The organism is Mycobacterium sp. 852013-50091_SCH5140682 (genome assembly GCF_001665685.1).
Classification (GTDB): domain Bacteria; phylum Actinomycetota; class Actinomycetes; order Mycobacteriales; family Mycobacteriaceae; genus Mycobacterium.
On sequence record NZ_LZTB01000118.1, the window covers coordinates 166,994 to 191,880 of the forward strand.

At 66.6% G+C, this 24,887-nt stretch carries 27 protein-coding genes; 10 read left to right on the forward strand and 17 right to left on the reverse strand.

Annotation, left to right across the window (positions count from 1 at the left end; genetic code table 11):
• Positions 1–7: 7 nt before the first annotated feature.
• Together A5784_RS30445 and A5784_RS30450 are read right to left on the reverse strand one after the other, a co-directional pair.
• The gene (locus tag A5784_RS30445; RefSeq protein WP_064948570.1) at positions 8–652 is read right to left on the reverse strand and encodes a maleylpyruvate isomerase family mycothiol-dependent enzyme; all 645 of its coding nucleotides are present in this window, start codon (positions 650–652) and stop codon (positions 8–10) included.
• A 15-nt stretch (positions 653–667) separates the two neighbouring features.
• A complete protein-coding gene (locus tag A5784_RS30450; protein WP_064948571.1) occupies positions 668–1,021 on the reverse strand; it encodes a VOC family protein in 354 nt (117 codons plus the stop codon).
• A 189-nt stretch (positions 1,022–1,210) separates the two neighbouring features.
• Between A5784_RS30450 and adhP the strand changes: the two genes are divergently transcribed.
• Positions 1,211–2,293 (forward strand): alcohol dehydrogenase AdhP, encoded by a 1,083-nt coding sequence (gene adhP, locus A5784_RS30455; RefSeq protein ID WP_064948572.1) that lies wholly within the window; start codon positions 1,211–1,213, stop codon positions 2,291–2,293.
• Here adhP and A5784_RS30460 read toward each other — a convergent pair.
• The 6 genes from A5784_RS30460 to A5784_RS30485 are packed head-to-tail and all read right to left on the reverse strand — an operon-like array spanning position 2,269 to position 7,545.
• Entirely contained in the window at positions 2,269–3,147 is an 879-nt protein-coding gene (locus tag A5784_RS30460) for a sulfurtransferase (protein ID WP_064948573.1), read from the reverse strand. The genes adhP and A5784_RS30460 overlap by 25 nt on opposite strands.
• A complete protein-coding gene (locus tag A5784_RS30465) occupies positions 3,144–4,070 on the reverse strand; it encodes an ABC transporter substrate-binding protein (RefSeq protein ID WP_064948574.1) in 927 nt (308 codons plus the stop codon). The genes A5784_RS30460 and A5784_RS30465 overlap by 4 nt, the downstream gene beginning before the upstream one ends.
• Positions 4,067–4,630, reverse strand: coding sequence for a nucleoside/nucleotide kinase family protein (locus tag A5784_RS30470; protein WP_064948575.1), 564 nt, complete (start codon positions 4,628–4,630; stop codon positions 4,067–4,069). Before A5784_RS30470 ends, A5784_RS30465 begins: the two co-directional genes overlap by 4 nt.
• Positions 4,617–5,390, reverse strand: coding sequence for an energy-coupling factor transporter transmembrane component T family protein (locus A5784_RS30475; RefSeq protein WP_064948616.1), 774 nt, complete (start codon positions 5,388–5,390; stop codon positions 4,617–4,619). The genes A5784_RS30470 and A5784_RS30475 overlap by 14 nt, the downstream gene beginning before the upstream one ends.
• The gene (locus A5784_RS30480; RefSeq protein ID WP_064948576.1) at positions 5,387–6,904 is read right to left on the reverse strand and encodes an ABC transporter ATP-binding protein; all 1,518 of its coding nucleotides are present in this window, start codon (positions 6,902–6,904) and stop codon (positions 5,387–5,389) included. The genes A5784_RS30475 and A5784_RS30480 overlap by 4 nt, the downstream gene beginning before the upstream one ends.
• Complete coding sequence (locus A5784_RS30485) at positions 6,901–7,545, reverse strand: ECF transporter S component (protein WP_082945174.1); 645 nt, start codon at positions 7,543–7,545, stop codon at positions 6,901–6,903. Before A5784_RS30485 ends, A5784_RS30480 begins: the two co-directional genes overlap by 4 nt.
• Positions 7,546–7,698: 153 nt before the next feature.
• Between A5784_RS30485 and A5784_RS30490 the strand changes: the two genes are divergently transcribed.
• Together A5784_RS30490 and A5784_RS30495 are read left to right on the forward strand one after the other, a co-directional pair.
• Positions 7,699–8,358 carry a GntR family transcriptional regulator gene (locus tag A5784_RS30490; RefSeq protein ID WP_064948577.1) on the forward strand — a complete coding sequence of 220 codons (660 nt, stop codon included), beginning with the start codon at positions 7,699–7,701 and terminating at the stop codon, positions 8,356–8,358.
• Positions 8,359–8,402: 44 nt separating this feature from the next.
• Positions 8,403–9,011 (forward strand): class I SAM-dependent methyltransferase, encoded by a 609-nt coding sequence (locus A5784_RS30495; protein ID WP_064948578.1) that lies wholly within the window; start codon positions 8,403–8,405, stop codon positions 9,009–9,011.
• Here the strand turns inward: A5784_RS30495 and A5784_RS30500 are convergent.
• The 4 genes from A5784_RS30500 to A5784_RS30515 all read right to left on the reverse strand — a co-directional run bounded on the left by A5784_RS30500 (position 9,003) and on the right by A5784_RS30515 (position 13,732).
• On the reverse strand, positions 9,003–9,464 hold the full coding sequence (locus A5784_RS30500; RefSeq protein ID WP_064948579.1) for a GNAT family N-acetyltransferase: 462 nt from the start codon (positions 9,462–9,464) through the stop codon (positions 9,003–9,005). The genes A5784_RS30495 and A5784_RS30500 overlap by 9 nt on opposite strands.
• A gap of 64 nt (positions 9,465–9,528) precedes the next feature.
• Positions 9,529–11,097 (reverse strand): diol dehydratase reactivase ATPase-like domain-containing protein, encoded by a 1,569-nt coding sequence (locus A5784_RS30505; protein WP_064948580.1) that lies wholly within the window; start codon positions 11,095–11,097, stop codon positions 9,529–9,531.
• On the reverse strand, positions 11,094–11,453 hold the full coding sequence (locus tag A5784_RS30510; RefSeq protein WP_064948581.1) for a diol dehydratase small subunit: 360 nt from the start codon (positions 11,451–11,453) through the stop codon (positions 11,094–11,096). The genes A5784_RS30505 and A5784_RS30510 overlap by 4 nt, the downstream gene beginning before the upstream one ends.
• A complete protein-coding gene (locus A5784_RS30515) occupies positions 11,450–13,732 on the reverse strand; it encodes a propanediol/glycerol family dehydratase large subunit (RefSeq protein WP_064948582.1) in 2,283 nt (760 codons plus the stop codon). Before A5784_RS30515 ends, A5784_RS30510 begins: the two co-directional genes overlap by 4 nt.
• Positions 13,733–13,990: 258 nt before the next feature.
• On the opposite strand from A5784_RS30515, the gene A5784_RS30520 reads away from it, so the two are divergent.
• The 3 genes from A5784_RS30520 to A5784_RS30530 all read left to right on the forward strand — a co-directional run bounded on the left by A5784_RS30520 (position 13,991) and on the right by A5784_RS30530 (position 17,183).
• The gene (locus A5784_RS30520) at positions 13,991–15,424 is read left to right on the forward strand and encodes an APC family permease (RefSeq protein WP_064948583.1); all 1,434 of its coding nucleotides are present in this window, start codon (positions 13,991–13,993) and stop codon (positions 15,422–15,424) included.
• A gap of 148 nt (positions 15,425–15,572) precedes the next feature.
• On the forward strand, positions 15,573–16,625 hold the full coding sequence (locus A5784_RS30525) for a PucR family transcriptional regulator (RefSeq protein ID WP_064948584.1): 1,053 nt from the start codon (positions 15,573–15,575) through the stop codon (positions 16,623–16,625).
• A gap of 132 nt (positions 16,626–16,757) precedes the next feature.
• On the forward strand, positions 16,758–17,183 hold the full coding sequence (locus A5784_RS30530) for a PASTA domain-containing protein (protein WP_064948585.1): 426 nt from the start codon (positions 16,758–16,760) through the stop codon (positions 17,181–17,183).
• A 4-nt stretch (positions 17,184–17,187) separates the two neighbouring features.
• Here the strand turns inward: A5784_RS30530 and A5784_RS30535 are convergent, their stop codons facing one another.
• A complete protein-coding gene (locus A5784_RS30535) occupies positions 17,188–18,465 on the reverse strand; it encodes a S1C family serine protease (RefSeq protein ID WP_502687551.1) in 1,278 nt (425 codons plus the stop codon).
• 529 nt (positions 18,466–18,994) lie between these two features.
• Between A5784_RS30535 and A5784_RS30540 the strand changes: the two genes are divergently transcribed.
• A complete protein-coding gene (locus A5784_RS30540; RefSeq protein WP_064948586.1) occupies positions 18,995–20,128 on the forward strand; it encodes a hypothetical protein in 1,134 nt (377 codons plus the stop codon).
• A gap of 65 nt (positions 20,129–20,193) precedes the next feature.
• Positions 20,194–20,841: an FKBP-type peptidyl-prolyl cis-trans isomerase gene (locus A5784_RS30545; protein ID WP_197514923.1), complete on the forward strand. Its 648-nt coding sequence runs from the start codon at positions 20,194–20,196 to the stop codon at positions 20,839–20,841.
• A 37-nt stretch (positions 20,842–20,878) separates the two neighbouring features.
• Here the strand turns inward: A5784_RS30545 and A5784_RS30550 are convergent, their stop codons facing one another.
• The 4 genes from A5784_RS30550 to A5784_RS30565 form a co-directional block, all read right to left on the reverse strand.
• Positions 20,879–21,544: an FMN-binding negative transcriptional regulator gene (locus tag A5784_RS30550; RefSeq protein WP_064948588.1), complete on the reverse strand. Its 666-nt coding sequence runs from the start codon at positions 21,542–21,544 to the stop codon at positions 20,879–20,881.
• A complete protein-coding gene (locus A5784_RS30555; RefSeq protein WP_064948589.1) occupies positions 21,538–22,278 on the reverse strand; it encodes a B3/B4 domain-containing protein in 741 nt (246 codons plus the stop codon). Before A5784_RS30555 ends, A5784_RS30550 begins: the two co-directional genes overlap by 7 nt.
• Positions 22,271–22,876 (reverse strand): helix-turn-helix domain-containing protein, encoded by a 606-nt coding sequence (locus A5784_RS30560; RefSeq protein WP_197514924.1) that lies wholly within the window; start codon positions 22,874–22,876, stop codon positions 22,271–22,273. Before A5784_RS30560 ends, A5784_RS30555 begins: the two co-directional genes overlap by 8 nt.
• 176 nt (positions 22,877–23,052) lie before the next feature.
• Positions 23,053–23,757 (reverse strand): GntR family transcriptional regulator, encoded by a 705-nt coding sequence (locus tag A5784_RS30565; protein WP_064948591.1) that lies wholly within the window; start codon positions 23,755–23,757, stop codon positions 23,053–23,055.
• A gap of 458 nt (positions 23,758–24,215) precedes the next feature.
• Between A5784_RS30565 and A5784_RS30570 the strand changes: the two genes are divergently transcribed.
• Both A5784_RS30570 and A5784_RS37930 read left to right on the forward strand, forming a co-directional pair.
• Positions 24,216–24,599 carry a heme-binding protein gene (locus A5784_RS30570; RefSeq protein ID WP_064948592.1) on the forward strand — a complete coding sequence of 128 codons (384 nt, stop codon included), beginning with the start codon at positions 24,216–24,218 and terminating at the stop codon, positions 24,597–24,599.
• A partial coding sequence (locus A5784_RS37930) for a hypothetical protein (protein ID WP_082945179.1) occupies positions 24,599–24,887 on the forward strand: 289 nt, incomplete at its 3' end. The genes A5784_RS30570 and A5784_RS37930, both read left to right, overlap by 1 nt.

Genomic DNA, 24,887 nt, shown 5'->3' on the forward strand with positions numbered 1-24,887 from the left:
CCGACCACTAGATCCGACGGCCGAGTTCGGCGACTCCGGGCCCGGACAGCTCGGAGAGTGCAACCCGGCGACCGCACGCCGCAAGCAGTACCGACACCGCAGGCCCTTCAACCGCAGGCCCTTCAACCGCAGGCCCGTCACCGACGACGAACGCGGCATCGGTCCCGATCAAGCGCAGCCCCGTCAGCCGCTTGCTGCCGCCCGACAGTCGATCGTGGGCGACGTATGCCACGGCCGCGCCGATGTGGTCGGTGGAGTACGTGTGGTGCAACCCGAGCGGGCGACGGATGTCCTCGCCGTGCACGACGATCTCGACGATGCGCGATATCGTGGGAAGGGGCGGGGACGCGGTCGACCTCACCGATGCGCGTAATGCCGCCAGCAGTGCGGACGGATCGCGATCGCGGCCGGCCGTCACCTGCCGTTGCACGATCCGGTCCGCACTGAAGCCCGCGCGGATGAACTCCCCGATAAAGCCCCGCTTCGTCAGAACCGCCGTTGCCGCCAGATGCGCCACGACGTCGCGAACCGTCCAACCGGCGCACAGCGACGCGACGCCCCACTGCTGTGGCGTGAGCCCGTTCAAGTCTTCGACGAGTGCACCCCGCTCGAGATGCACGTCGGCCCACACCCCGCCCGTGTCGCCGGCCATGGTGGCCTACCGTACTCAGTACTTCACCCGGAAGCCGCCGATGAGCCGGATCGTGTTGCCGTCGGGATCGGTGATCGCCGACAAGCGAACGCCCTTGGCCGCGTCGGTGATATCACCAGGCTGCAGGCCACGTCGTCGCAATTCGTCGAGATGACTCTCAAGATCATCGACCGCGAAGTTGACCAACGTCGCGCCGGCACGCTGGCCGTCGATGAAAACCTGCACCCAGCCGCCGGGCACCACCTGCCACTCGAACAGACTCGGCATCGGGTTGTTGTCTGCCGGCCGCCCGAAGAACGATCGGTACCACTGTTCGCTGCGCTCCAGGTCGGACACCGGAACAACGGCCAGCACATGCTCGATCGACATCGACACTCCTTCCTCTCGACACGCGTACACCTATGCCGACCACGACCGCGCCGAGAACTCATCGCGCACGCAATCAGGCAGCCGGTATTGCGCGCCCTGACCATCAGGTTCTGTCATCCAGGACCAAAGGCCCTACTGTGGATCCCCGCCGAGGACTGCAATGGTCCAATGACGACTACCGCCCTCAGCATGCCCACTACATCTGACACGACATCTGACACGACATCTGACACCACCGACGGCGTGCGTGCCGCGGTCGTAACCGCCTTCGGTCAACCACTCCGTATCGAGCGACTCGATCTACCAACACCCGGCTACGGTGAGGCGCTGGTCAAACTCGAAACATCCGGCGTCTGCCACACAGATCTCCATGCCGCACATGGTGATTGGCCGGTCAAGCCACAACCACCGTTCGTACCGGGCCACGAGGGATACGGCACCGTCGTAGCGCTCGGCGACGGTGTCGACGACCTCAGCATCGGTGACAAAGTCGGCAACGCCTGGCTATGGTCGGCCTGTGGCCGCTGCGAGTACTGCCGCACAGGGTGGGAAACCCTCTGCGAGAGCCAGAAAAACGGTGGCTACAGCGTCAACGGAAGCTTCGGCACGTACATGCTGGTCAACGCCGCCTACGCGGCGCGGATCCCCGATGGTCTCGACCCGTTGGAGGTGGCACCGATCCTGTGTGCCGGTGTCACCGTCTACAAGGGACTGAAAGTAACCGACACCAGACCTGGCCAGTGGGTGGCGATTTCAGGCATTGGCGGGCTCGGACACATCGCGGTGCAGTACGCCCGCGCTATGGGATTGCGCGTTGTCGCCGTGGACATCGACGATGCCAAACTTGCCTTGGCCACGCACCTCGGCGCGGAACTGGCCTTCAACGCGGCCACCTCCGACGTCGTCGCCGAGGTGCAGGCGGCTACCGGCGGCGTGCACGGTGTGCTTGTGACGGCGGTGCATCCGCAAGCGTTCGGCCAGGCAATCGGCCTGACGCGACGCGGTGGGACGATCGTCTTCAACGGGCTGCCTCCCGGCGAGTTCCCGGCTCCGATCTTCGACATTGTCCTGAAGGGCCTGACCATCCGCGGGTCGATTGTCGGCACCCGTCAAGACATGGCCGAGGCGTTGGACTTCTATGCACGTGGTCTCATCCACCCGACGGTGCACAGCGCGAGCCTCGATGACATCAACGAGGTTTTCAGCCGGATGGAGCGCGGCCAGATCGACGGCCGCATCGTCATCGACTACCGTCGACCGCCCTCCGAGTAGCCGACCAGGAGTGGCAGTGTCGGATCGGCACTCCATTCCTCCAGGGATCCGTCGTAGACACGCACGTTCTCGACGCCGGCAGCGGCAAGGGCCAGTGCATTCACCGTCGCTGAAATACCACCGCCGCAATACAGAATCACCTCGCGGCCCAGGTCTGTTCCCGCGTCCCGGTAGCGCTGCGCGATCTCGGCCGGCGGGCGTATGAGACCGTCATCGCTGAAGAGTTCGCGCGCCGGCACGTTGACGCTGCCTGGGATGTGACCGCGGCGCGTGTACCGCGTCGGCTCCGTACCCCAGAATGCGGCCGGCGACAGCGCACAGACCAAATTCCCTGCGCTGCAGTCGATACCACGCAAGTCATCAAGTTCGATCCACGCGTCGCGCACCGGGTGCGCCCGCCACGGCGCGACGGGCCGGACATGCGTGGCACCAGACTCCAATGGCAGTCCCGCGGCGCGCCAAGCGCTCAGACCACCGTCGAGCACTCGCACCGGGACCCCGATCCAGCGCAGCAGGTACCAGACCCTCGCCGCCCAAAAACCACCGGTGCTGTCGTACACGACAGTCGGTGTGTCGGGGCCGATGCCGAACCGAGCGAGGCGTTCGGCGAGGCCCTGCGGCGGCGGATGATGGTTGTGGGTCACGGCAGGGATTGCGAGGTCGGAGTCGACCTGCACGTGGATGGCCCCGGGCAAGTGTGCGACAGACCAGGCACCGCGACCACTGTCTGTCCGGAAGTCGCCGTCGAACCTGGGTCGGTGCAGGACCAGGCTTGCGTCGAGAACCACCGGTGCGGCAGAACCTGTCAGCTCGCCGAAGAGTTCCTCAGCACGCACGAACGGATCGGGGCTCACAGCACCTGTCCCGCGGTGGTGAACGAGCAGTCGGTGAACGCCGCATCCCAGTGCTCGGGTGTGGCGAGGATACCGTGCTTGGCGAGCCAGTGAGCATACGGTTCTACCAGCTCGGGACGGACAGTGCCCCAGGCGTTCTCGTAGAACCAGGTGCCGGAGATGGCTTCGAGCGAGCGGGCGATCACAGCGTCCGGGAAGTAGGGTGTGATGCTGCTGAGCAGTCTGACCGCCTCCTCTGGGTGCTGCGCGGCGTGCCGGAAGCCGCGCTCACTGATCGCCCGAAAGTCGGCCAGCAGCACGGGGTCTCGGTCAGTCAGATCGGCATGTGCCCCCAGAAGATAGCTGTGGTAACCGAAGGGCAGCTCATCGTCGACCCGCCAGACCCGCTCCGGTCGGTCCGGATGCTCGCTGAGCAGAATGTCCCACGCCCAGTAGGAACCGAAGGTGGCATCAGCCGCCCCGGCGGCCAGCTCGGCGCTGGTCAGTTCACGTACACCGACGTCGACCATGGTCACGGCATCGGGGTCACCGCCCGCACGCGTGACCAACTCGCGGACCAGCGCCACCCCGCGTGGCGTCGGATTGAGTGCCACCCGCCTGCCGGCCAGCTCGGCCAGGCTGCCGATCCCACTGCTGGCAAGTGTGCGAATCGTCTCCAGGCCGCGCTGGTTGACGGCGGCGATCGCCCGCAGTGGCTCGCCACGTTCGGTGCGCATCAGCAGGCGGTTGGTCGGGAACACCGCGAGATCCACCAGGCGACGTCCGAGGTGTTCGAGGCTGTCGCCGATTCCCGGGTCCACCGTGCGGATCTGGAGGTCGATTCCCGCATCGGCGTACCAGCCGCGATGTCTGGCCAAATAGAACCCGGCCGAGTTCGGCCATGGATGAAAGTACTCCAGTGCCAACGAGAGTGATGTGGTCATGACGTCCTTTGTGAAGCGGTGAATTCAAATCCGGTCGCGGTCGCCACCGCGATCATGTCGGCGGACTCCCTGGGCCTATACCGGGCGATGAAGTCGTCTTCCTGCACCGCCCATCGGTTCCAGTGCGGCCGGTAGAGGTCGCCGTCGCGGTGCAGTGCCCGGAGCTTGCGGACGGCGTCGTCGGCATCGACCCAGATGCCGAGATCGGCCAGCGCGCGCCCGGCCGGTGTGAGCGTGCCGATGCCTTCGATGATCAGGCGCTGCTCGCACGTGACGGTGTGCCAGTCCGCGGGTGCATCGCCGGCCCAGTCCCAACCGCGCCAGCGTCCGGTCTGCCCTTCGGCACGCGGTGCGAGCAGCGATCGGTGGACATGCTCGGCGGCCCAGCGCAGTCCGTCCCATCCCGGGTATATGTCGTCGAGGCGCACCACGAGGCTGTCGGCCCAGGCGTCATGCAATTGCGTTGCGAGCGTCGACTTACCCGATCCTGAACGGCCGTCGATCAACACCGTGCGTGCTCGTGCCGATTCGAGTCGAGCCGCGATGTCATCGAGCGCCAATGAAGTTCCAAGATCCGGTGGCGACAGAGACACTGATGGCGGCGGCAGCGATCGCCAAACCTGCTGCGATAAGCGAGAACTCACGCGCAGCGAAAGGTGAAGGCCGCGCCCAGCTCCGAGCGGGATAGGCGCCGAACCCGCGCGCCTCCATCGCCGTGGCGAGTTTGGACCCGCGTCGTACCGCGAAAACCAGTAATGCGAAGCACTGCCCGGCGACGCGGCGTAGCCGGGCATGATCGGCGACCCCCCGGGCGCGGCGGGCGTATCCGAGGTACTGCCAGTCTTGACCCAGCAAGCCGACCAGGCGCAGGCCGGCCAGCGCACCGAGCACGAACCGGGCCGGCAGTTTCAGCACTTGTCCCAGCCCATCGGCCAGTTCGGTCGGATCGACGTCGGCGAACAGGATGACCGACGGCAGCGCGATGGCAAGTACCCGCAGAAAAGTGGCCAGTGCCAAGGCGATCGACCCGTCACTCACAGTGATGAGCAGAAGGTGCCAATGCACGGTTCCACCGGGCTGGCCGTAGAGCACGATGGTGATGGCCGTCAGTGCCGCCGCGACGGTGATCACCGCACCGCGCTTGAGCACCGGCTGCAACCGGGCGCCGACGGCGAAGAACAAGCCGAGTTCCAGCACCAGCGCGGTCAGTGCCGATACCCAGTCGATGGGCAGCACCAGTCCAGCCGCGATGAGGACGGCAGTGAGTAGCCGGGCGACGGGGTTGACCGAGCGCGCGGCGGCGATGTCCGCTGTGGTCATGACGTCGTCTCCGTCGCGGTGTGCCACGCATCCAGCTCGATGCGGGTATCAGCCAACAGGCCCGCGAAATCGAGGTCGTGGGTGACCGCCACGATTGCCGTGCCCTCGTCGGCGACCTCGGCCAGCAGCCCGATCAGTTCCTCCCAGGTCCTGCGGTCCTGCCCGAAAGTCGGCTCATCCAGGACGATCGCGGCGGGGCCCGTCGCCAGCACGGTCGCCACCGACAGCCGACGCTTCTCACCACCGGAGAGGGTGTAAGGATTCGCGTCGGCCAGGTGATTCAAGCGCAGCCGGTGTAGCAGTTCGTCAGTGCGGGAGGCGATTTCGGCTGTACCACGCTTGAGCGCCCTGGGACCCAGCGACAGCTCGTCGCGGACCGTACCAGTGAGGAACTGGTGCTCGGGGTCCTGGAAGACGCTGCCGATCCTGGTGAGCAACTCCTTCGATCGCCAGCGGATGGGTTCTGGCCGCGACCGTGGTGGCGCGAGCGCGGCGTCGGCTACGAGTCGTCCCGCCGGCGGCGCGAGCAGCCCACCGAGGGTGAGCGCCAGCGTCGACTTGCCGGCTCCGTTGGGGCCGGTGACGACAGTGGTTCGCCCGCGCCGGATCTCGAATGCCAAGCCGCCGTGCAGCAGGGCTCCACCGCGATATCCCAACGCCAACTCAGAGGCGCGCAGGAGCACACCGTCGTCCGCGCTGCGCCGTCTACCGATCTCGGGCAGCGGTATGTCGGGCACCCAGACACCGGACCGGACCAGGTAGTCATGTTCGCGCCGGATCGTGTCGTCGGGTGTGCCGTCAGCGATCACCGCGCCGTCGGCGCCCAGCACGATCACTCGGTCGACAACCGGCAGCCACACCTCGGTGCGGTGCTCGATGACGATGAGCGTCGCACCCGTCCGACGCGTGGACTCGGCGATAGTGTCGCGGACCTCGATCACGCCGGCGGGGTCCAGATTGGCCGTCGGCTCGTCCAGCAGGATCAGGCCCGGATGCATGGCGACCACACCGGCCAACGCCAGGCGCTGCTTCTGTCCGCCCGACAGCTCCGAGGTGTTCTGGGAGAGCGGCACATTGAGCCCGACGGAGTCGAGCGCCTGACCGACGCGGGGCCAGATCTGAGCCCGCGGGACGCCGAGATTCTCCATGCCGAACGCCACGTCGTCGCCGACGCGGGAGAGGATCACCTGCGAATCGGGATCCTGCAGCACCATGCCGATACGGGAGCGCCGTTGGGCCGGAGGCGCACCGTCGACATGCAGATATCCGGCCTGCCGGCCTTCTTCGGCGCCGCCGAGCAGTCCGGCGATGCCGTGCAGCAATGTGGATTTGCCCGCGCCGGACGGTCCGAGCAGCAACACCCGCTCCCCGGGTGCTATGGACAATTCGAGATCGCGCACGGCCCAGCTCCCGCGCGTCGCGTGCTGCCAGCCCCAGCCGCGCGCCGTTACGGCAGCACCTATGGCATGCGACGAGCCCGACTTCGTCCCCGCATGTTCGGGCAGAACCATCATCGAGCCGGGCTCGGATCCACGCGTCCTGCCGCGAAGCGGCTGAGGGCTCCCGTCCTGGCGAGGCTTCTCACGACGAACCAGGACAACAGTCCGGCAAGTGCAGCGCCAGAGACAATCGCGGAGACCACATAGACCGCAGCGAAACCGAATGCCGAACCGGGATACCACAAGATCAGGTCGTTGATGGCCAACGCGAGTCCGGCAACTGCCCCCGAAAGCACCGCGGTGGGCAAGCCCCATCGCCGGTAGAGGAACACCGCGAAAACAAGTTCCGCACCCAGGCCCTGGACCAGGCCCGATTCGATGGTGAGCACACCCCACTGGTTACCCACCAGAGCCGATACCGAGGCGGCGACGAGTTCGCCGTAGACAGCCGCTCCCGGTTTGCGGATCACCAAGGCGGTCAGCACACCGGCAAACAGCCAGCCGCCACCGAGCAGTGCCTGCAGCCCCGGCACAAGCGCGCCCAATGGTGCGCTGACCGGATTGGACGCGATGTTCCACAGCACGAAAATCAGTCCCGCCGCGGCCGCCAGCACGCTCGCGACGACGATGTCGACGACACGCCATCGCAGTACAGGGTGGGCGACGGTCGGCGGTTCGTGTCCGGCCTCCGCGGTATCGGTGGGCTGGGTGCTCATAGGTCTCCTTCAGGGCAATCACGCGGGCACGCGCAAGGGCATCAGTATGGACGGCCCTTCCGAGAGTCGTATGGCTTCGCATCACCATGAGTATTTTCTGTATACAGAACTGCCCGAAATGTATTCTGAGCAGAACGCGAACTTGGAGGGCACGTGCAACGGACGCCATTTCACAGCGCATTTCGTGCCGATCTGCTGGCGGGCCGGTTCTCCACGGCCGAGCCACTGAGCGAGAGCGCCCTCACCGCCGCATACGGAGTTTCACGGACTCCGGTACGAGAAGCACTCAGCCGGTTGGAGCAGGAGGGCCTGATCACCCGATCCGCCCGCGGCTACCGCATCCGCTCCGGCACACCCGACGATGTGATCGAGATCTACGACGTGCGCATCGCACTGGAGAAGGCCGCCGCCGAGGCAGCTGCGGCTCGCCGAACCGAACTACAGGTCGCGCAACTCGCACAGCTACACCAGCACGCGGTCGCCGCGAAAGATCCCGCCACAGCCCGGCAGTTCAACTCGCAATGGCACGAGGTGCTTTGGGCCGCATCGCACAATGCGACGCTCAAGGAGACACTGACCAACCTGGTGGCGCGGCTACGCCTTTGTGACCGTGAGGCGATACACCGCGACGATCTTGCCGACGTGGTCGTCGAACACGTGGCGATCATGGACGCCATCCGCGAACGTGATGGCGAAGCCGCCAGCGCCGCCATCACCACGCACCTCCAACGGACCAAGCAGGAACGCCTCGACACCTTTGCGCGCCTCTACAGTGCACCGCCACTGTCACCCAACGAGTTTCGCGACAGGTAGCGACCAGCGGATCACCGCGCGCGCGACGCTGCGACAATGGGCACATGGTCGAGCAGAGCATCTGGATGCAAAAGGTCGCGGCCGACCCAGGCCATTCCCAGTGGTACATCGAGCGGTTTCGTTCCATGGCGCGCGCCGGCCAGGACCTGGCCGGCGAGGCTCGCCTGATCGACGCGATGGTCCCCCGCGAGGCCCGCATTCTCGATGCCGGCTGCGGCCCCGGGCGCCTCGGCGGATATCTCGCGGCGGCCGGCCACACCGTGGTCGGTGTCGATGTCGACCCGGCGCTGATCGCGGCCGCAGAGCAAGATCACCCCGGACCACGCTGGCTCGTCGGTGACCTCGCCGAGCTCGATCTGCCTTCTCGCGGAATCCCCGAGCCGTTCGACATCATCGTGTCGGCCGGCAACGTGATGACATTTCTCGCCCCGAGCACCAGAGTTCAGGTGCTCAGCCGTCTGCGTGCGCACCTGGACGACGGCGGCCGAGCGGTGATCGGCTTCGGGAGCGGCCGTGACTACGAGTTCAGTCAGTTTTTCGACGATGCGGCCGCGGCAGGATTCACGCCGGACGTGCTGTTGTCGACCTGGGATCTGCGTCCGTTCACCGAGAACTCCGACTTCCTCGTCGCGATTCTTCGGCCGTCAGCGTAGAGACTTGGCGAGGAAGACCCGGTCGAACCCGGCTTCGCAACGCCGCTCGACCTCGACATAACCGAGGCGCAAGTACCACGCGATGTTCTCGGTCATCGCGACGTTGGTGTACAGACGCGTCTCGTGATAACCCAGTTGCCTTGCCCTGCAGTCGGCTTCGGCGAGCAGCACCCGCCCGTAACCCCGACCTTGGGCGGTGGGCGCGATCGCGACATTCTCGATCAGCAGATGGCCGACGGCAGGGACCAACACGATGACGCCGACAATGCCATCGACGTCCTGCAGGACGCTCACGTGGTCGGTGGTGCGCACGAGTTCGTGGTAGTCGACCGACATGGGTGCAGGCTCGCGGCCGATCCGGCCAACGTAGGGTGCGTAAGCCTCGGCGACGATTCGGCTGATCGACGCCGCGTCAGCGGGTGTCGCACGGCGGATGACGCCGTTACCGCACATCGCCGTTACCACACATCGGCCCGAGCCTCCCATTCACTCGTTCGCCACAGCAGGGGCGCAGAAGTCAGTGCGCCGCGGCCGCCAACGCGACCAGACCGTAGGCCACCGCGAAGCGATGGCCCAGCTGCCCCCGCACGTTACCTCGCCCGACGGCGACGCGATGACCGAGCTGTTCGCTGACCGCACGAACGAGTTCGTCGTCGCCGGCACCACCACCGACGAGCAGCACGCCGCCGGCGTCGGGGGCCACCTTCTCGATGCCCCGCATCACATTGCCGCCGATCACCATCCGCTTGGCAGCCAGGCGCCAACTGCGCCATTCAGCACCGGAGAGCCGCGACGTGAATGGCAGCAGACCGCTCGGCGCCGCGGTCAACAGCCAGCCTGTGCAGCGGCCGTCGACAGGTTTGTCGAGGAACCGGCGCCGGCCGTGTTCGTCCTCGACCAGCTGGACGGTGACGGCAGTGAGCGCCTCCGCACGTTTGGCGTATTCTGCAGCGCTCCTTGATATTTCGAGTGCAGTGGCGGTAGCGGTGGTGAGAAGTTGCCCTGCTCCGGGCAGAACCATGCGGGTGTCGTCGGTGACGGCGTCCACCGTGCCCCCACCGACGTCGACGACCACCACGTCACCAGTGACGCCGGGTGTGGTGAGCGCGCCTGCACGAGCTGCCGCGGCCTCGGAATCAATTCGGGTGACCGGAACTCCGAGGGCGCCGCCGAGCGCATCGACATCCGCCGGTGCCCGGCCCCCGCCCGCCAGGGTGGCCATCACCAGGCTGTCCACCACCACCGCACCGCGGCGCGAATTGGCTTGCGTTGCAATGTCGGCCAGGTAGACGAGCAGGGACTGATCACCGCCGATCGGTTCGGGTTGCGGCGCGGTCGGCGCCGGACGCGGGGCACCGTCGAGACAGACCACCGCACACACGCTGTCGAACAGCGCGTCCGCAACGGCACAGGCGTCCGCACGTTCGTCATCGCGCAGCCCGAACACGTCGGAGAGCCAGAAAGGATCGGTGAGCCGCTGCAGCGGTCCCGCTCCCTGCCGCACTTCCACGGCGACGAGGTCTGCCGAAAGCGCCTGCCGCACATCGACATCGTCGACCACCGGTACCCCGACCCTCAACCGGTTCGACACGAGCACCGCCTCGTCGTTCGCGGTCAGCACCGCGACAACGTTGCGGCCCGCCTCGACGGCCGCGTTCACCCGGCCGGCCACCGCGCCGTAGGCCCATTCCCTGGTCGCGCACGCGACGACGGGACGCTCGGACGCCACCTCGCCCAGGCGTTCCACGGGCACAGGTATGCCGACGCCGGCGTCATCTCCTGCGGTGGTGGCCGCCGAACGCGTCACGACGGTGAGCCGGCCGGTGGGGTGTGCCGCCAATCGGACCCGTTCGACGGCCGAGGAGACCGGTGGGGTCGGCGCGAATGCGGCTCTGTCGACCACCAGTCCGTGGGCGTCGGCCAGACGGCGCACCAGCTGCGCAGCGCCGTGCACAGCGCGCAGCGACCCCTTCCCACCGCGGGTCGGAGTACGCGCGCTCGCCCGCACGTCGGCAACGTCGGCTCCGGCGCAGAGCACCACCTCCGTGGTGGCGTTACCGATGTCGACACCGGCCCATACGGTCATCGCAACAAGCCACGCCGCCGGTACACCGCGGCCGCCTCACGCACGAACTCCGCACAGGTGTGCGCCTCCTGGGCAGCGAGTCGGTGGGCCACCGCCTCCAACTCCTCGAACGTGGAACGCCCCGGCCGCAGCGCCTCGTACGCGGCGAGCATGTCCTCGGCGCTCAGCGCAGTCATCTCGGCTGCCCGCCGAAGGTTCTGGGCCAGTTGGACCGACCCCGCCCGTTCGGCGGTATCGGCCTGACCGAGCAGGGTTTCCCGGCTGATCCGGACGTCATCGAGCGTGAGGTCTCCGTTGCGGGCGGCGTCGACGGTGACGTCGTGGACGCTGCGGCCCGAGTGTGACGTGGCAGTCATCGCTTGAACTCCAATTCCACGTGCGGGGTGTTGTCGTTTCCGTTGCGGCAGGCCGACTCTCGGCGCTCGATCGCGACCATCGCGACAACCTTGGTGTGATACCGAGCGGTGATCGCCTCCTCGGTGTAGGCATTGCGCATCGGGGCGGGCGTCGTGCCCTTGGCGTGCCTGCCCGCATTGATGCCGATGAGCCGGTACATCTGCGGGGTGATCAGCGGTGCGATGCTGAGCAGTTCGAGGTTGGCCAGAGGGGACAGGTCGCGACGATGGATGATCGTGGTGCCCTTGGCCTGTAGTCCGACCGAGATCCCCGACCCGGACAGCCGCGCCGCGGATTTTCCCATCGCGCCGAGATCGATGCTGTCGGCGATCCGCACCAGCCGTGGCACGCACTGCTCCTCCTCGAGTCCGGCGAAGATCTGCTCAAGAGCCTCGTAGATGGTCATGCCCGATAGGGTGCGAAACAGCTTGGTGCCGAACGCAGGTGACACCCCGATGACGACTTCCCGCGGATCCTCGCCCACCCGCGCCGCACCGCGGCCGATCAGCCGGTCCGGTTCGGCGAAACTCGCCTGCTCTCGCACCAGGTCGGTGACCGAACGGGCCTGTCGCACGCTGTCGATCTGTGCCTGCCGTTCAGCCGACGGCCGGTAACCCGTGCCCGGCCCACGGTAGTCGTTGGGGTCGGTCAGCACCGACAGCACGTTCATCTCCTCATCGAAGATCGCCGCGGTCTGCAGGTAGTCGCCGGAGATCCGGGCCCGGGCCATGCCAAGCACGCGATCGGCGATGTCGGGGAATCCCGTCTCGGCGAGCGCGGCGACCACGTCGAGAACGGTCAGCCCGGATTGCTCGATCATCCTGGCCGCGCTGAGCACCCTCACCCCGTCAGTGCTCGGTAGATCTTTCGAACCTGCCGCTCCCACAACAGCTTCCACGTGTTCGTCATCGAAGTCGGCGAGCCCGAGGTATTCGAAGACCGCACGGGTGGCTTCGGCCGCCTGTCGGCGCATGGCCTCCAGGGTGGTCGGGTCGACCGACCGCAAGCCGCCGTCGACACCCCAGTCGCGTTGCAGCACCAGGTAGTCATCCAGGTCGCTCGCGTTGAAGTTGGACGGCCCGAACATGTTGTCGTAGGCCATCACCGAGCCGAACCCGGAGAAGATGAAATCCGATCCGGACAGCAGCACGGGCAGCGTCCGGCTGGTGCGGCGCATGGTCGATTCGGAAACCAGGGTGTCGTTGCCGCTGCATGATTCCAGCCCGCGAAGCATGACCATGAGGTTTTCCGCGATCAGCTCGCGGACGCCACCGGGTACCGACGCCGTGATCGACGCGCCGTCGATACCGCCGTTCTGGACGCCCTGGGCCCCGATCCCTTTGGCCAGCGCCACGCATCGGGACTCCAGGTAGTTCATCGACTTTCGCTCGGCCTCGCCCATCAGGACTTCGGACCCGGCACCGCTGGACAACCGCATCTTGATCCCGCGGGAGGCGTAGCACGAGGTCAGGAACGCTTTGGACCACGGGGTGTCGTCACCATCGGTGAAGACCTGTTCGGTGCCGTACACCGACACCGTCTCGGCGTACGAAACCAGGCCCCGCACACCCATTTCCAACTCGCGGGCCTCCTCCACCGAACACTGGGTCAGCGCGCCGGGGGCGGGCACCTGGGAGCCGATCAGCAGTCCCACGGCAACGGCCGGGGCATCGTCGAGCACCGGGACGGTTGCCTCCAATTCCCGGAACCCGTACACCACCGCAGTCGCGGCGTCGGCCGCGATCAGCAACGGGTCGTCGAGGCGATTGGTCACGTGGGCCTGGTTGGCCGGAGTGCGACGGGCCCGCATCTTCATCATCGCCATCTGAATTTCGACCGGCTGCAGCATCGCGACCACGCGCGCCATCTTCGCCGGGGTCAGTCCCGCACAGACTCTCAACACCTGCTCGCGGGGAACGCTGGAGTCGACGATCATGCGCGCCAGATCGACTTCGGCCATCGCCATCGACCGCGGCGCCTCGGCATGGTCGATCGCGTACCGCACGATGAACTCGTCGATCGTGTCGAAGTCCGTGGCCTGAGTCGAATCCATCTCCAGCACGGTGCCGTCGTCGCCCACGACCCAGGACGGTTCCGGGTCGTGGGGTGACAGATGCGAGATCATCCCCAGTTCCGGGTCGGCTTCGGCGAACCCGTCGAGGTTGACCCGCTGCTCGTCGAGCATCCGGATCCGCCCGAGCCGGTGATCCTGCTCAAACTCGGTGCCGCTCAGGTACATACCGCTCCCCCATACCTCTCTCGTACACGACGGGCTCAGCATCGATGGGCCTCCGGGGCGAGACCACGGTCTGCGTCCGGCTGCCACCAACATGTTGATGCAGTGCTCACCGCGGCGGTACCGCTGTGACGTGGCCTACAACAATGTGTTGGAAAGTCGCAGAGAGCCTCTGACAGTCGGCCCGCCCTTCTCGCAGACTTGCGCCGAACTACACGCAGCCGCCGCCCGCGACTGCGCTGTGAGAGGAGGAATCAACCCATGACCGAGGTTGTCAACGCGGACAACACGCCTCGCGGCGATACGTCACCGGAGCGCCATCCGGCCAAACTGCGCGGGCACCTCGGCGTGCCCGCCATCGTGCTGATGGTCGTGGCCGCCGCGGCGCCGCTGTCGACCATCGGCGGCAACGTGCCGATCGCGATGGTGCTCGGCAACACCACCGGCATCCCGGTGGCCTTCGTCGTCGCCGGCGTGATCTTCCTGCTCTTCGCGGCCAGCTTCGTCGCGATGTCGAAATACGTCACCGAAGCCGGCGCCTTCTACGCCTACATCCGGGAGTCACTCGGCCGAGCGGCCGGGACCGGGGCCGCCGTTCTCGCGCTCCCGGCCTACATGGCGACTCTGCTCGCCGTCGCCGCCTACGACGGTGTCATCCTCAACGGCCTCATCACGCGATTCGACGGACCGAACATCCCCTGGTGGGTGTTGACGGGCCTGGTGCTCGCGGTCGTCGCCTGGCTGGGCTACCGCGATATCGACCTCAGCGCCAAAGTCCTCGGCGTCTTCCTGGTCTCCGAGGTCGCCATCCTGCTGGTCCTGGACCTGGTCATCGTGGTGCGCGGCGGCGAACACGGCATCACCGGCGACTCGTTCACCCCGCAGGGCATCGCAGGCGGATTCGGCATCGCCCTGCTCTACGCGCTGTGGGGTTTCGTCGGCGTCGAGGCGACCGCCGTCTTCCGGGACGAGGCCAAAGACCCCGACCGCACCGTGCCGCGCGCCACCTATTGGGCGGTGGGCATCGTGGCGACGTTCTATGCCTTCTCCAGCTGGGCTCTCATCGAGGGCAACGGCGGGCACGACGCCATCCAGGCGGCCAAGGACGATCCGGACAATTTCATGGTGAACACCGCGCAGCAGTACCTCGGGATGGTGGGCCGCGACCTCAACACCGCTTTCTGGTTCGTCAGTGTTTTCGCGTGCGCCTTGGCCTTCCACAACATCAGCTCGCGGTATGCGTTCGTCCTGGGGCAGAGCGGAGTCTTCTCGACGAAGATCGGCCAGGTGCACCCGCGGCACGGTTCGCCCTCGAACTCCTCGCTGGTCATCACCGTGGCATCGTTCGTGATCATGGCGGTCCTCGCCGCACTGAAGCTGGATCCGGTGCTGCAGATCTTCGGCCCGCTGGGTGGCCTGGGAATCCTGGCGCTGGCGATCCTCTGGTTGCTGACGACCGTCTCGGTGGTGATCTTCTTCCGCCGCCGCGGTGGATCCACCGGCACTGTGGTGCTCGCATCGGCCGCCACCCTCGCCCTGGCCGCAGCCTTGGTGCTGGTCGTGTCGAACCTGACCCTGGTGGTCGGCGGGACAGCGACCCTGGCCGCGATCTTCGGCGTGATGCCGCTGGTGTTCTTCGGCGTCGGCATGCTGCTGAGCCGGCGGGCGACCTCGGAACTGTCGTCAGCTCCATGAGTGCCGTCGCCCACCGACCGTTCTCCTGATTCCACTGCCGTCCAGGGCGCTGATACCGTCAAATCCGGTGTCGGCGCCCTGCAGCAGTCTCGTCGGCAGCGGTACCGAACAACCGAGCCGAATGCGGTCGATCAGCAGAAGGGACGACATGTCGCGGGACACGCCGCTGAGCGTCGCGGCGGCCTTGACCGTTCCGCCGCTGGACCAGGGTTCGGTCGTCGCCGGGCATCGCGGGTTGACCCGCGAAGTGCACTGGGTGGACATCAAGCACGCTCCCGCCGAATCTTTCGTCCGCGCCGGTGACCTCGTCCTGACCACCGGCGCCGACATCCATCAGCCAGGTGTGCGGGACTTCCTCACCTACGTCGTCTCCTCTCGGGCTGCCGGGGTTGTGGTGAACCCTCCGCCAGACGTCGCCGTCCACGAACTGCTGGCCTCACTGGTCCCGCTCGCGGATCACCACGAGTTCCCGGTGGTGCTGCTGCCCTGGGAAGTCGCCTTCTCCGAGGTTCAGCGAAACCTGCTGCCGTTGGTCAGCCCGCTGTCGCCCGAGGCGCAGATCGAGATGGCCATCGGCCGCCGTGAACACGAGCACGGCTCCTGGGCCGACGTCGCAGGCGTCTTCGCGCACGCTCTGCACGACTTGGCGGCCGCGGCCGGCCTCTCGGTGAGGTCGTCGGTGACCGAGGACCTCGTGATGTGCCAGTTCTCGTCGGCTCAGCCTGCGGCGACGGTCTCGGCGTTGGTCGCGTCCGCCCAGGAGCTCAGCGCACTGCCGGAGCACCTCGTCAGTTGGGTTCTGCTACCCGCCCTGCAAGGCCAAGCCGTCACCGTCGCGCCGTCGGTGGCGTCGCCCGTGACCGAAAAACCTGCAGGCTCATGGCAATTCGCTGAAGTACTGCGTCAGCATCCGAGGTGCATGGCGACCATCCTGCAAACTCTGCAGCCGTTGGTCGACTACGACAAGACCCGCCGCGGCCAACTCGTGCACACGTTGGAGATCCTCCTCGACGAAGCCACGAACATCAGCGCGGCCGCCCGGGCGCTCTTCCTGAACCGGCACTCCCTCATGTATCGGATCAAGCTCATCGAGGAACTCACCGGCCTGTCGCTGAAGAATCCGGCCGACCGGTTCCAGCTGGAGGTGAGCGTCCGCGTTCACCGGATCAACGAGGCACGCGTCGCCAGCCTTCGCCCGTGACGGCGTGATCCTCACCGGCCAACCGAATCCGCAGCAAAAGTCCAAAGAGCTGCCAGATCCATCTCAGCGTCCTAACAGTGCGCCGCTCATAACGTCCCTCGTGCATTACGAATGCGACCCGATCGGAGGACGATGAGCAAGCTGGTCGGCAGAGCCGCCATAGCAATCGGCGCGGCAGCCATTCCGGTGGGAATCTTGGCGACCGGCGTAGCCTCGGCGGACGACTACGCAGGTAAGACCTACGCCGACGCTCAGTCAGCGCTGTCGGCCGCGAGCATGAAGGGCGTCATCGCCACCCGCTCGGGCGATACGCTGCCCGACGACAAGTGTGTGGTGACCAGCTCGGAAAAGGCGCCCTGGATCAAGGGCGACAAGTTCGCCGCGGTCACCGACACCGTGCTGCTCAACCTGAATTGCAGCGCCACGGTGGCCTCCGCAACCCAGGCCGGCAACTCCGCGGCCAGCCCCGAAGGACGGGCGGCGATTGCGGCCGCACAGCAGCAGGCCGCCCAGGATCAGGCACAAGCTGCGGCCGACCAGAACAACAAGAAGCACTAGGCGGTTACGACTGCACCTGGCCCAAGGTGACCTGAGCGGTCTGGGAGGCCCCGGACGGGTCGTCGTAGGTCAGCGTGATGTTGTCCCCCGGCGCCTTGGCACGAACCGCGGCGACCAGCGCGTCCGGACCGTCGATCACCTGATCATCGAGCTTGGTGATCACCGCGCCCTTGGGCAGGCCGGCCTGGGCCGCCGGGCCACCGTCGACGACGCCGGCGACGGCCGCGCCGTGGCCGTCCTTGGCAGTCGCCAGCTGAACACCGAGGGAGGCGTGCTGGACGGTTCCTGTCGAAACCAGTTCGTCGGCAATGCGTTTGGCCTGATCCACCGGTATCGCGAAACCGAGCCCGATCGACCCGCTCTGCCCGCCACCCTGCGAGCCCTGGCCACCGCCCAGTGAGGCGATCGCCGAGTTGACCCCGATGAGATCGCCGTTCATGTCCACCAGCGCCCCTCCCGAGTTGCCCGGATTGATCGCGGCGTCCGTCTGGATGGCGCTCATCACCGAGTGCTGACCGGTCTGCTCGTCACCGGTCGCGACGGGGCGGTCGAGTGCGCTGATGATGCCCGTTGTCACGGTCCCCTGCAGGCCCAGCGGTGAGCCCACCGCCACGACGTTCTGCCCCACCTTGAGATCCTTCGACGAACCGATGGTGATCGGCGTGAGCCCGGAGACGTTCTGGGCCCGAACCACGGCGATGTCGTCGGCGGGGTCTGCTCCGACGACGGTGAACGGCACCGTACGGCCGTCGGACAACGTCACCGTCGCCTGGGTGGCCCCGGAAACCCGGCCAGACGGTCGTGCGGACGGCCCGTCCGACGGATCCTGGGCGTCCGGTCCGTCCTGGCTGTCACCTGGCAACTGCCCACCAGGGAACATTCCGCCCGGCAGGCCGGGGATCCGCATGCGTGGTCCGCTGTCGGACGTCATCGGGCCCTGGTTGCCGGCATCCTGGGCGACGGCAGCCACGACGTGATTGTTGGTCAGGATGAGCCCGTCGGCGCTGAGAACGATGCCGGAGCCCTCCTCACGCCCCTGCCCGGTTTCGATCTGCAGTTTGACCACACTGGGCAGAACCTTGGCCGACACTTGCTCGACCGATCCCGTGGGCGCTGAGTTTCCCGGCTGTGCGGGCGCGGAACCCTTTGCCGGCGCCGGCTTTCCGATGTTCGCCGGGGCGGGCGCCTGCGCGCTGGGTGTCGCGTGCCCCGCATGGTCCACCACGGCGACTGCCGTCGCAGCACCCGCAGCCATCGCCATCGCGGCTGTACCGACGACCAGAACACCCACCCGAGCACGCTTGCGCGGCTGCGGGTTTTGCTGGGCTTGCGGTTCCTTGAACGGGGCAGCCGCATCGGGGTACGCCACATACGGCGGCGGGTACAGCCCGCTGACACCGGACGAGTTGGGCGCATAGTGGTATCCGGACTGGTTCCACTGTTCCGGATTCTGGTTATCAGACGGCTGTTTCGGGCGCCACTCATCGTGGCTCGGCTGTGACGAATTCCTCGACCAGTCACTCATTGCGTGGCTTCTTCTTCCTCGAGACGCAGATACCCATGCGCCGTGCCGGCGCCTTAAGGTAGGTTGCCTGCGCCGACTGAGGCTTTGCTGAGAATGAGTTCGGTGCCGGCCAAGACTTTTGGCGAGGTCAGACGAGCAGTTCGGCCAAAGTGGGCCGCAGCATTCCCCGCCGGCGGAGCAACCAGGGATTACGCTGCGAAAGTTGTTGTCCTGAGCCGAGCGGAGAACGCATGCACATCGGTCGTGTTGCAGTGAATGTGCCGCTCTGCGCTCAGACGAGGATCCGATGACAGCGCCGGCCGCCGACCTGCGCGCCGCTGAACGCTGGTTTCTGGACCGTGGCCTTCCGTCGGTTCTCACGGCACGCGGCCGACTGCGGGCGGTGTGGCCGCGATCGGCCCCGGCCTTGGCCGGCCTCGCGGTGATTTCAACGTGTTCGGCGATCATCTACCTGCTCACCGGCACGACGACGCTCGACGTCGACGAGGTCGACATCACCCCGGTGCAATGGGTCGCGCTGACTGTCGTGACACTCGCGGTGCCCCTTGTTGCCGCCGTCGGCTGGCTGGTGGCACGGATGACCACGGATCGCAGTCAGTCCGTCGCGTCGGCGACGTCACTGGTGATTGCGTTGGTCTGCAGCGTCATTGAGCGAGACTGGGCGTCCTTGGGGGTGACGGTCTGCATCGTCGCAGCGGTGCTCGCACTCACCGCCTCTGGGATCGGATCAGTCCTGGGCTGGGCGGCGCGGCTCACCATGACGCAGATCGCGGGGATCGGTGAACTGATGGTCGGGTCGCTACCGGTCGTACTCCTCACCGTGCTCGTGTTTTTCAACACCCACGTGTGGCTGATGGCCGCGACGATCACCCCGTTAAGGATGTGGCTGGCTGTTGGCCTGCTGGTCATGATCGCAGTCGCGTTCGTGGTCTCGCGCCTCGTCGAGCGAGCCAAGCCGATCCTGCAATCCGCATCAGCATCTGCCCGCCACGCCGACCGTTTGAAAGGGACACCGTTCGACCAGATGGCCGACCCGGGTGAACCGTATCCACTCACGCGCGGCGAGCGATTCAACGAGATTTTCGTTCTCGCCGCCACCCAGATCGCGCAGGTTCTTATGGTCGCGGCCGTCACCTCGGGAATCTTCTTCGTGCTCGGCCTCATCGTGCTGAGCCCGGAAGTGGCCGACAAATGGACCCGCGGCGGTTCCGGCTCTGCCAACATCCTCGGGCTCGTGCTGCCGGTCCCCCAGGCGCTGGCCTACACCACGCTGTTCCTGGGATCACTGACGTTCATGTATGTCAGCGCGCGGGCAGTCACCGATGCCGAATATCGAGCGACCTTCTTCGACCCGCTCATCGACGACCTCAAGCTGACGATGGTGGCGCGCAACCGGTACCGCTACAACACGCCGGCATGACGTATCGGCCGCCGGCGAGTGCCCGATGACCGGTGAACCGCGGACAGGGCTGTAGCGTGGCGGCCGTGAACTCCTCTCGTGTGACCCGTTCCGTCGCCTTTGCGGCCTGCGCTGCGTCGGTCGCCATGACGCTTGCCGCATGTGGCTCCGATGCGGGCAGCCCGTCGGCAAGTACGTCGAGTGCTCCGGCCACACACATGTCCTCTGCCGCCACTGCCCCGTCGCCGGTCAGCACCACCGCACCCATTGCCAGCACCTGCCCGACGGCAGCGCCGGCCGCAGGCGGCAATCCCCAGTGGACGCTGACGGGCGCCACCGGCAGCGTCGGCGTCACCGGTTCCACAGACACCACGGCGCCGGACGTCAAGGTGGGCGCACCGTTCAGCGTGACCGAGACGCAGGTGCACACGCTGGTTCCCGGCGACGGACCCGTCGTCGCGGACACCGCAACGGTCTCCGTGTGCTACATGGGAGTCAACGGTCGTGACGGCAAAGTGTTCGACAGCAGCTACCAACGCGGCGAACCGGTCCAGTTCCCGCTCGACGGCGTGGTGACCGGCTTCAAGAAGGCCATCGCCGGACAGAAGATCGGTTCCACCGTGGCGGTCGCCATGACGCCGGCAGACGGTTATCCCGACGGTCAGCCCGGCGCCGGGATCCAGAAGGGCGACACGCTGGTGTTCGCGATCAAGATCCTCGACGCCACGAGCTGACCTGCCGCGGCCCTCGCCGGGGCGCCCACCGCCGTCGTCATTGCTTGGTGCGGAACGTCTTCCAGTCGCCGATCGCAGCCAACCGACGGCGTTGCTGGGTTGCGGCTCCGCGGTCGAGACCATGGTTGCGGTCCTCGAGGCTGCCGATGACACGCTCGCGGTGCTCGACCGGATTATGGTCGTCGTACTTGAACTTCGCCTCGACGCGCACAACGGACAGTCGAAGGCCACGGATGCCGGGCAGCATGCGCCCGTACGGACCATCGTCGACGGCCACCTCGGCGTGCCGGCCCTCGGGCTGGAAGTCCCCGAGCTGAGCAGCCAGAATCGACACCTTGCCCTCGGCATCGTCGACCACTGTGGGCCGGCAGACGAACTGCACGGAGGTGTAGTAGCTGGTGGGCACGCCGTCCTCGTCGGGGCCGCCCGCCTTGGCGCGCCAATACGTCGGGATGTACGCGTAATCACCGATCACCACCAGCCGAACCTCGCGGGCAGCCTCCAGGTGCGGCCACACCGGATTCGGCCGGGCCAGATGGACCAGCAACTCTTCGCCGGCCGGGGTGAAATGGGTGGGCACCACCACCGGCGCCTGGGTGGGGTCGGTGTTGTTGACCGCCAAAATCCCGAACTGGTCGGTGTGGGCAAGCCACTCCTGCCATTCGGCGGTTTCCAGTGCGGCATCCCATGGGTGGATCAGCATGCGGACTCCTCGGCTTTCGGTGAGGTGCTGGACATAAAGCGTTGTTCTACAAGGACATTCGTGCCCAACCCGCGCAGCCGGGCAGCGAGGTCATCGGCGGCGGCGTGCAGTTGCACATCGGTCATCGCACCGAGCGCGTCGAGGATGAACAGCGCCGAAGTCGTGTTTTCCCGAAGCTGGGTGCGGCGGGCCTGACGCCAATTCCACCGCCGACATGTCACTCCAGCGTCGTCGCACCACACGACTTCGCCGGGCTCCGGATTCTCGACGATCTCCAGACCGTCGGCCATGGTGTCGAAACTCTCGTCGCCGGTGGCGCGGATCAGTTGCGGCGACCCGTTGTACCGGGACAGGTCTTCACCACCCACCGGAACCTGATGCAGCACGGAGATCGCGTTGTAGATGTCGGTGAGCCGATTGACTCGCGGCAGACCCGAGCCGGCCCGCCGCGTGAGGGCTTCCACGCTGTTGCGGGTGCGTTGCGGTTTCGCCCCGAACGCCCGATACGCCTCGCGCCAGGCCGCGATGTGCGGAAGCTGATCAACGGGAAGTTCGCTGATCGATTGCGCAGCAAGAGATTCGGCCTCGCGCAGGAGCATCTGGCCGGCGTGGTCGCTGGGCCCGGGCACCAAGCCGTCGACCGCCAGCAGCACGGCGCGGTAATCGGGTCGCAAGGCGAAAACGGCGTCGTCGATTCGCGCGCCGGCGAGGAACGCCGCCAGAGATTCAGCCATGACGGGGCTCCGAAGGTGCAGATGCTCCACCCAGCCCGGGTTCGAACACGGCCAACGAGAATCGCGCCGGGGCTGTATGCGGATTGGTATACGCGTGATCGACATCGCCGGGAAAGGCGATGGCATCCCCGGTTTCCAGTGCGATCACCTCATCGGCGACGTCGACCGTGATCGCGCCCTCCAGGACATGGACCAGTTCCTTGGTATCGGCGGAGTGCGCCTCGCTGACATGCCGGTCCCCCGGTCCCAGCGACCAGTCCCACAACTCCATGACGTCCGGCGGGCTCGTGCCTGCGACCAGCACACCGCGCCCGCCTGCCGCACCACTCCACAACTCCGCGCCGTCACCGCAGCGAACGACCTTGACCGACTTCGGCTCCGGTGGCTCCACGAGCGCCGGGAGCCCCACGCCGAGAGCGTCGCTGAGCCGCAGCAGCGTTCCCACGCTGGGATTGACGGCACCCTGCTCGACGCTGACCACCATGCGGCGACTGACCGACGCGACTTCGGCGAGATGGTCCAAGGTCCAGCCGCGCGCCTGACGCTCCTGCTTGACCCGCGCACCGATCGCTGTTGCGAGTTTGGCTACCGAATCCACGGAGTGCACCATAGCGCACTAGCGGTGCATGACACCACACCTTTGACTGCCCGGGTGGCGTCGCGCGCACCGAAACACCGGTACTGCATGGCAATGAATACTCGAGGGTGAGGGGTGGCGGCCACCGCTTCAGCGGTGTGGCCACGTCCACGATAGATGCAGACCAAAGTCATTGGCTAGCAGCTGAATTCAGCACCGTCCGAAGCCGGCGTGCTGACCGCAAGATCAAGGCGAGCAAGGATGAGCCGACGGCTGGTGCGGACGTGTTCACGCATCACACGTTCGGCAGTGTCACCGTCTTTGGCGAGGATGAGATCCAGCACGAAGTGGTGCTCACGATCGGACCGAAGGGGCCGCCCGGGCAGGCCGAGCGACGTGTTCACCAGGCGCGGATACGCAAGCTGGTTCATCAATGTTCGGTAATGACTCTGCAACTTGGCATTGTCGGCACCGACGATGAGCAGGTTGTGGAACTCGTCGACCAGCTCGGCGTAACGGTCCCGATCATCCGATGTGACAGCTTTGTCGAACTGGCGCAGGTTCTCTTCGAGCTGATCGACTTCCGGTACCCGGCCTCGCTGGGCGAGCAACCGGGCGGCGGCGCCCTCGAGCAGTTCCTTCATCTCGAACAGTTCCAAGATCTCGCGCCGAGAGGGTGCCGTCACAAAAGTACCGACGCGGGGCCGGATTTCGATCAAGCCCTCGGTCTGCAACTGCTTGAAGGTCTCACGCACCGGGGTCCGCGAGACCCCGAATTCCTCGGCCAGCGCTAGTTCGGAAATGTTCACGCCGGCCGGGATCTCGCCGGCAATGATGCGACGACGTACCTCGGCGATCAACCTGCTCTGTATTGAGCCTTTGCCGGATTCGCCACTCTTCACCGTGGGTTCCTCCCCGGGGTCAACTGACTGGCGGCAATGTGCCGCGATCGAGAAACTTACCGGCACCGGAAGACACCTGCGGCCGGCCATGGACCACTCGGCAGAACGATACTGTGCGGCTCATGGGCTGCGGTCGCTTGCATACCTCTACTTCCATCCCGGCGCCGGAAATCGTCGGCGGCTGAGACTTCTGCTGCGGCGGACGCCAATACGTCTTCGACCCAAGGCATATGACTGCGCGAGGTGAACAAGAACGCTGATTCCATGGTTACCTACCGACACCACGCCGCGGTGTGCGACAACTCTGGCTGATCCGGTCCCCTGGCGGCACTCAGGACGTCAATGAGATGGTACTGCAGGTGAATTCGGCAACCTGCCCGGTGTCATACCCGCTATAATCCTGCTGCGCTGCGCCGCAGCTCGGTATCGGTGCCACAACCGGGAAGGATCCCCCCGCCATGCCAGTGACTTCTTCGATTGCGCGACGGGCGGGACTGCCGATGGCCGGCGCTGCCGCCGCGCTCATGGCCTGCCTGCTCATGCCTGCAACGGCGGGCGCCGAGCCCGTCGACGCGCCCAACTGCACGGCCGCAGACCTGGCCGGCGTCTCCGCGGGTGTCGCGGCATCGGTATCGGCCTATCTGTTCACCCATCCGGACGTCAACGACTTCTACACGAGCCTGCGCGGCCAGCCGCGCGACCAGATGGCGACTGCCGTGCGCACCTACTTCGACGGCAATCCGCAGGCCCATACGGATCTCCTCGGTATCCGCCAACCCCTTGTCGACTTCCGCAACCGTTGCGGCATGTCCGAACCCGACCAGCCACTGCTGGGGCAGTGATGTCGAGAGCTTCGACCACGCGACGCTCACGCCGATCCTGGATCGCGGCGGCGTTGGCGACAGCCGCCATTCCCGGTGCAATCGTGTTCGTCACGCCCGCGGGTACCGCCGCTGCCGACGTGTGCGTGGGTGCGGGCCGCCGGATCAATGTCAGCGGCTGCGCGAACATCGCCGACGCCATCGCGCCCTATGTCCCGCCGCCCACGTACTACGCACCGCTACCCGAGGACGTCCCACCACCGCCCGTTGTAGCCGATGCAGCCGCTGATGGGAGGCGGCGGAGGGGGA

Bases quoted from the DNA above. Each gene is read 5' to 3' on its own strand.
- A5784_RS30485 (WP_082945174.1), bottom strand. From the start codon at position 7,545: ATGAGCACCCAGCCCACCGATACCGCGGAGGCCGGACACGAACCGCCG.
- A5784_RS30530 (WP_064948585.1), top strand. From the start codon at position 16,758: ATGAGCAAGCTGGTCGGCAGAGCCGCCATAGCAATCGGCGCGGCAGCC.
- A5784_RS30475 (WP_064948616.1), bottom strand. From the start codon at position 5,390: ATGACCACAGCGGACATCGCCGCCGCGCGCTCGGTCAACCCCGTCGCC.
- A5784_RS30445 (WP_064948570.1), bottom strand. From the start codon at position 652: ATGGCCGGCGACACGGGCGGGGTGTGGGCCGACGTGCATCTCGAGCGG.
- A5784_RS30570 (WP_064948592.1), top strand. From the start codon at position 24,216: ATGCCAGTGACTTCTTCGATTGCGCGACGGGCGGGACTGCCGATGGCC.
- A5784_RS30540 (WP_064948586.1), top strand. From the start codon at position 18,995: ATGACAGCGCCGGCCGCCGACCTGCGCGCCGCTGAACGCTGGTTTCTG.
- A5784_RS30495 (WP_064948578.1), top strand. From the start codon at position 8,403: ATGGTCGAGCAGAGCATCTGGATGCAAAAGGTCGCGGCCGACCCAGGC.
- A5784_RS30505 (WP_064948580.1), bottom strand. From the start codon at position 11,097: ATGACCGTATGGGCCGGTGTCGACATCGGTAACGCCACCACGGAGGTG.
- A5784_RS30465 (WP_064948574.1), bottom strand. From the start codon at position 4,070: ATGACCACATCACTCTCGTTGGCACTGGAGTACTTTCATCCATGGCCG.
- A5784_RS30555 (WP_064948589.1), bottom strand. From the start codon at position 22,278: ATGGCTGAATCTCTGGCGGCGTTCCTCGCCGGCGCGCGAATCGACGAC.
- A5784_RS30480 (WP_064948576.1), bottom strand. From the start codon at position 6,904: ATGATGGTTCTGCCCGAACATGCGGGGACGAAGTCGGGCTCGTCGCAT.
- A5784_RS30550 (WP_064948588.1), bottom strand. From the start codon at position 21,544: ATGCTGATCCACCCATGGGATGCCGCACTGGAAACCGCCGAATGGCAG.
- A5784_RS30515 (WP_064948582.1), bottom strand. From the start codon at position 13,732: ATGTACCTGAGCGGCACCGAGTTTGAGCAGGATCACCGGCTCGGGCGG.
- A5784_RS30510 (WP_064948581.1), bottom strand. From the start codon at position 11,453: ATGACTGCCACGTCACACTCGGGCCGCAGCGTCCACGACGTCACCGTC.
- A5784_RS30520 (WP_064948583.1), top strand. From the start codon at position 13,991: ATGACCGAGGTTGTCAACGCGGACAACACGCCTCGCGGCGATACGTCA.
- A5784_RS30525 (WP_064948584.1), top strand. From the start codon at position 15,573: ATGTCGCGGGACACGCCGCTGAGCGTCGCGGCGGCCTTGACCGTTCCG.
- A5784_RS30450 (WP_064948571.1), bottom strand. From the start codon at position 1,021: ATGTCGATCGAGCATGTGCTGGCCGTTGTTCCGGTGTCCGACCTGGAG.
- adhP (WP_064948572.1), top strand. From the start codon at position 1,211: ATGCCCACTACATCTGACACGACATCTGACACGACATCTGACACCACC.
- A5784_RS30500 (WP_064948579.1), bottom strand. From the start codon at position 9,464: ATGTGCGGTAACGGCGTCATCCGCCGTGCGACACCCGCTGACGCGGCG.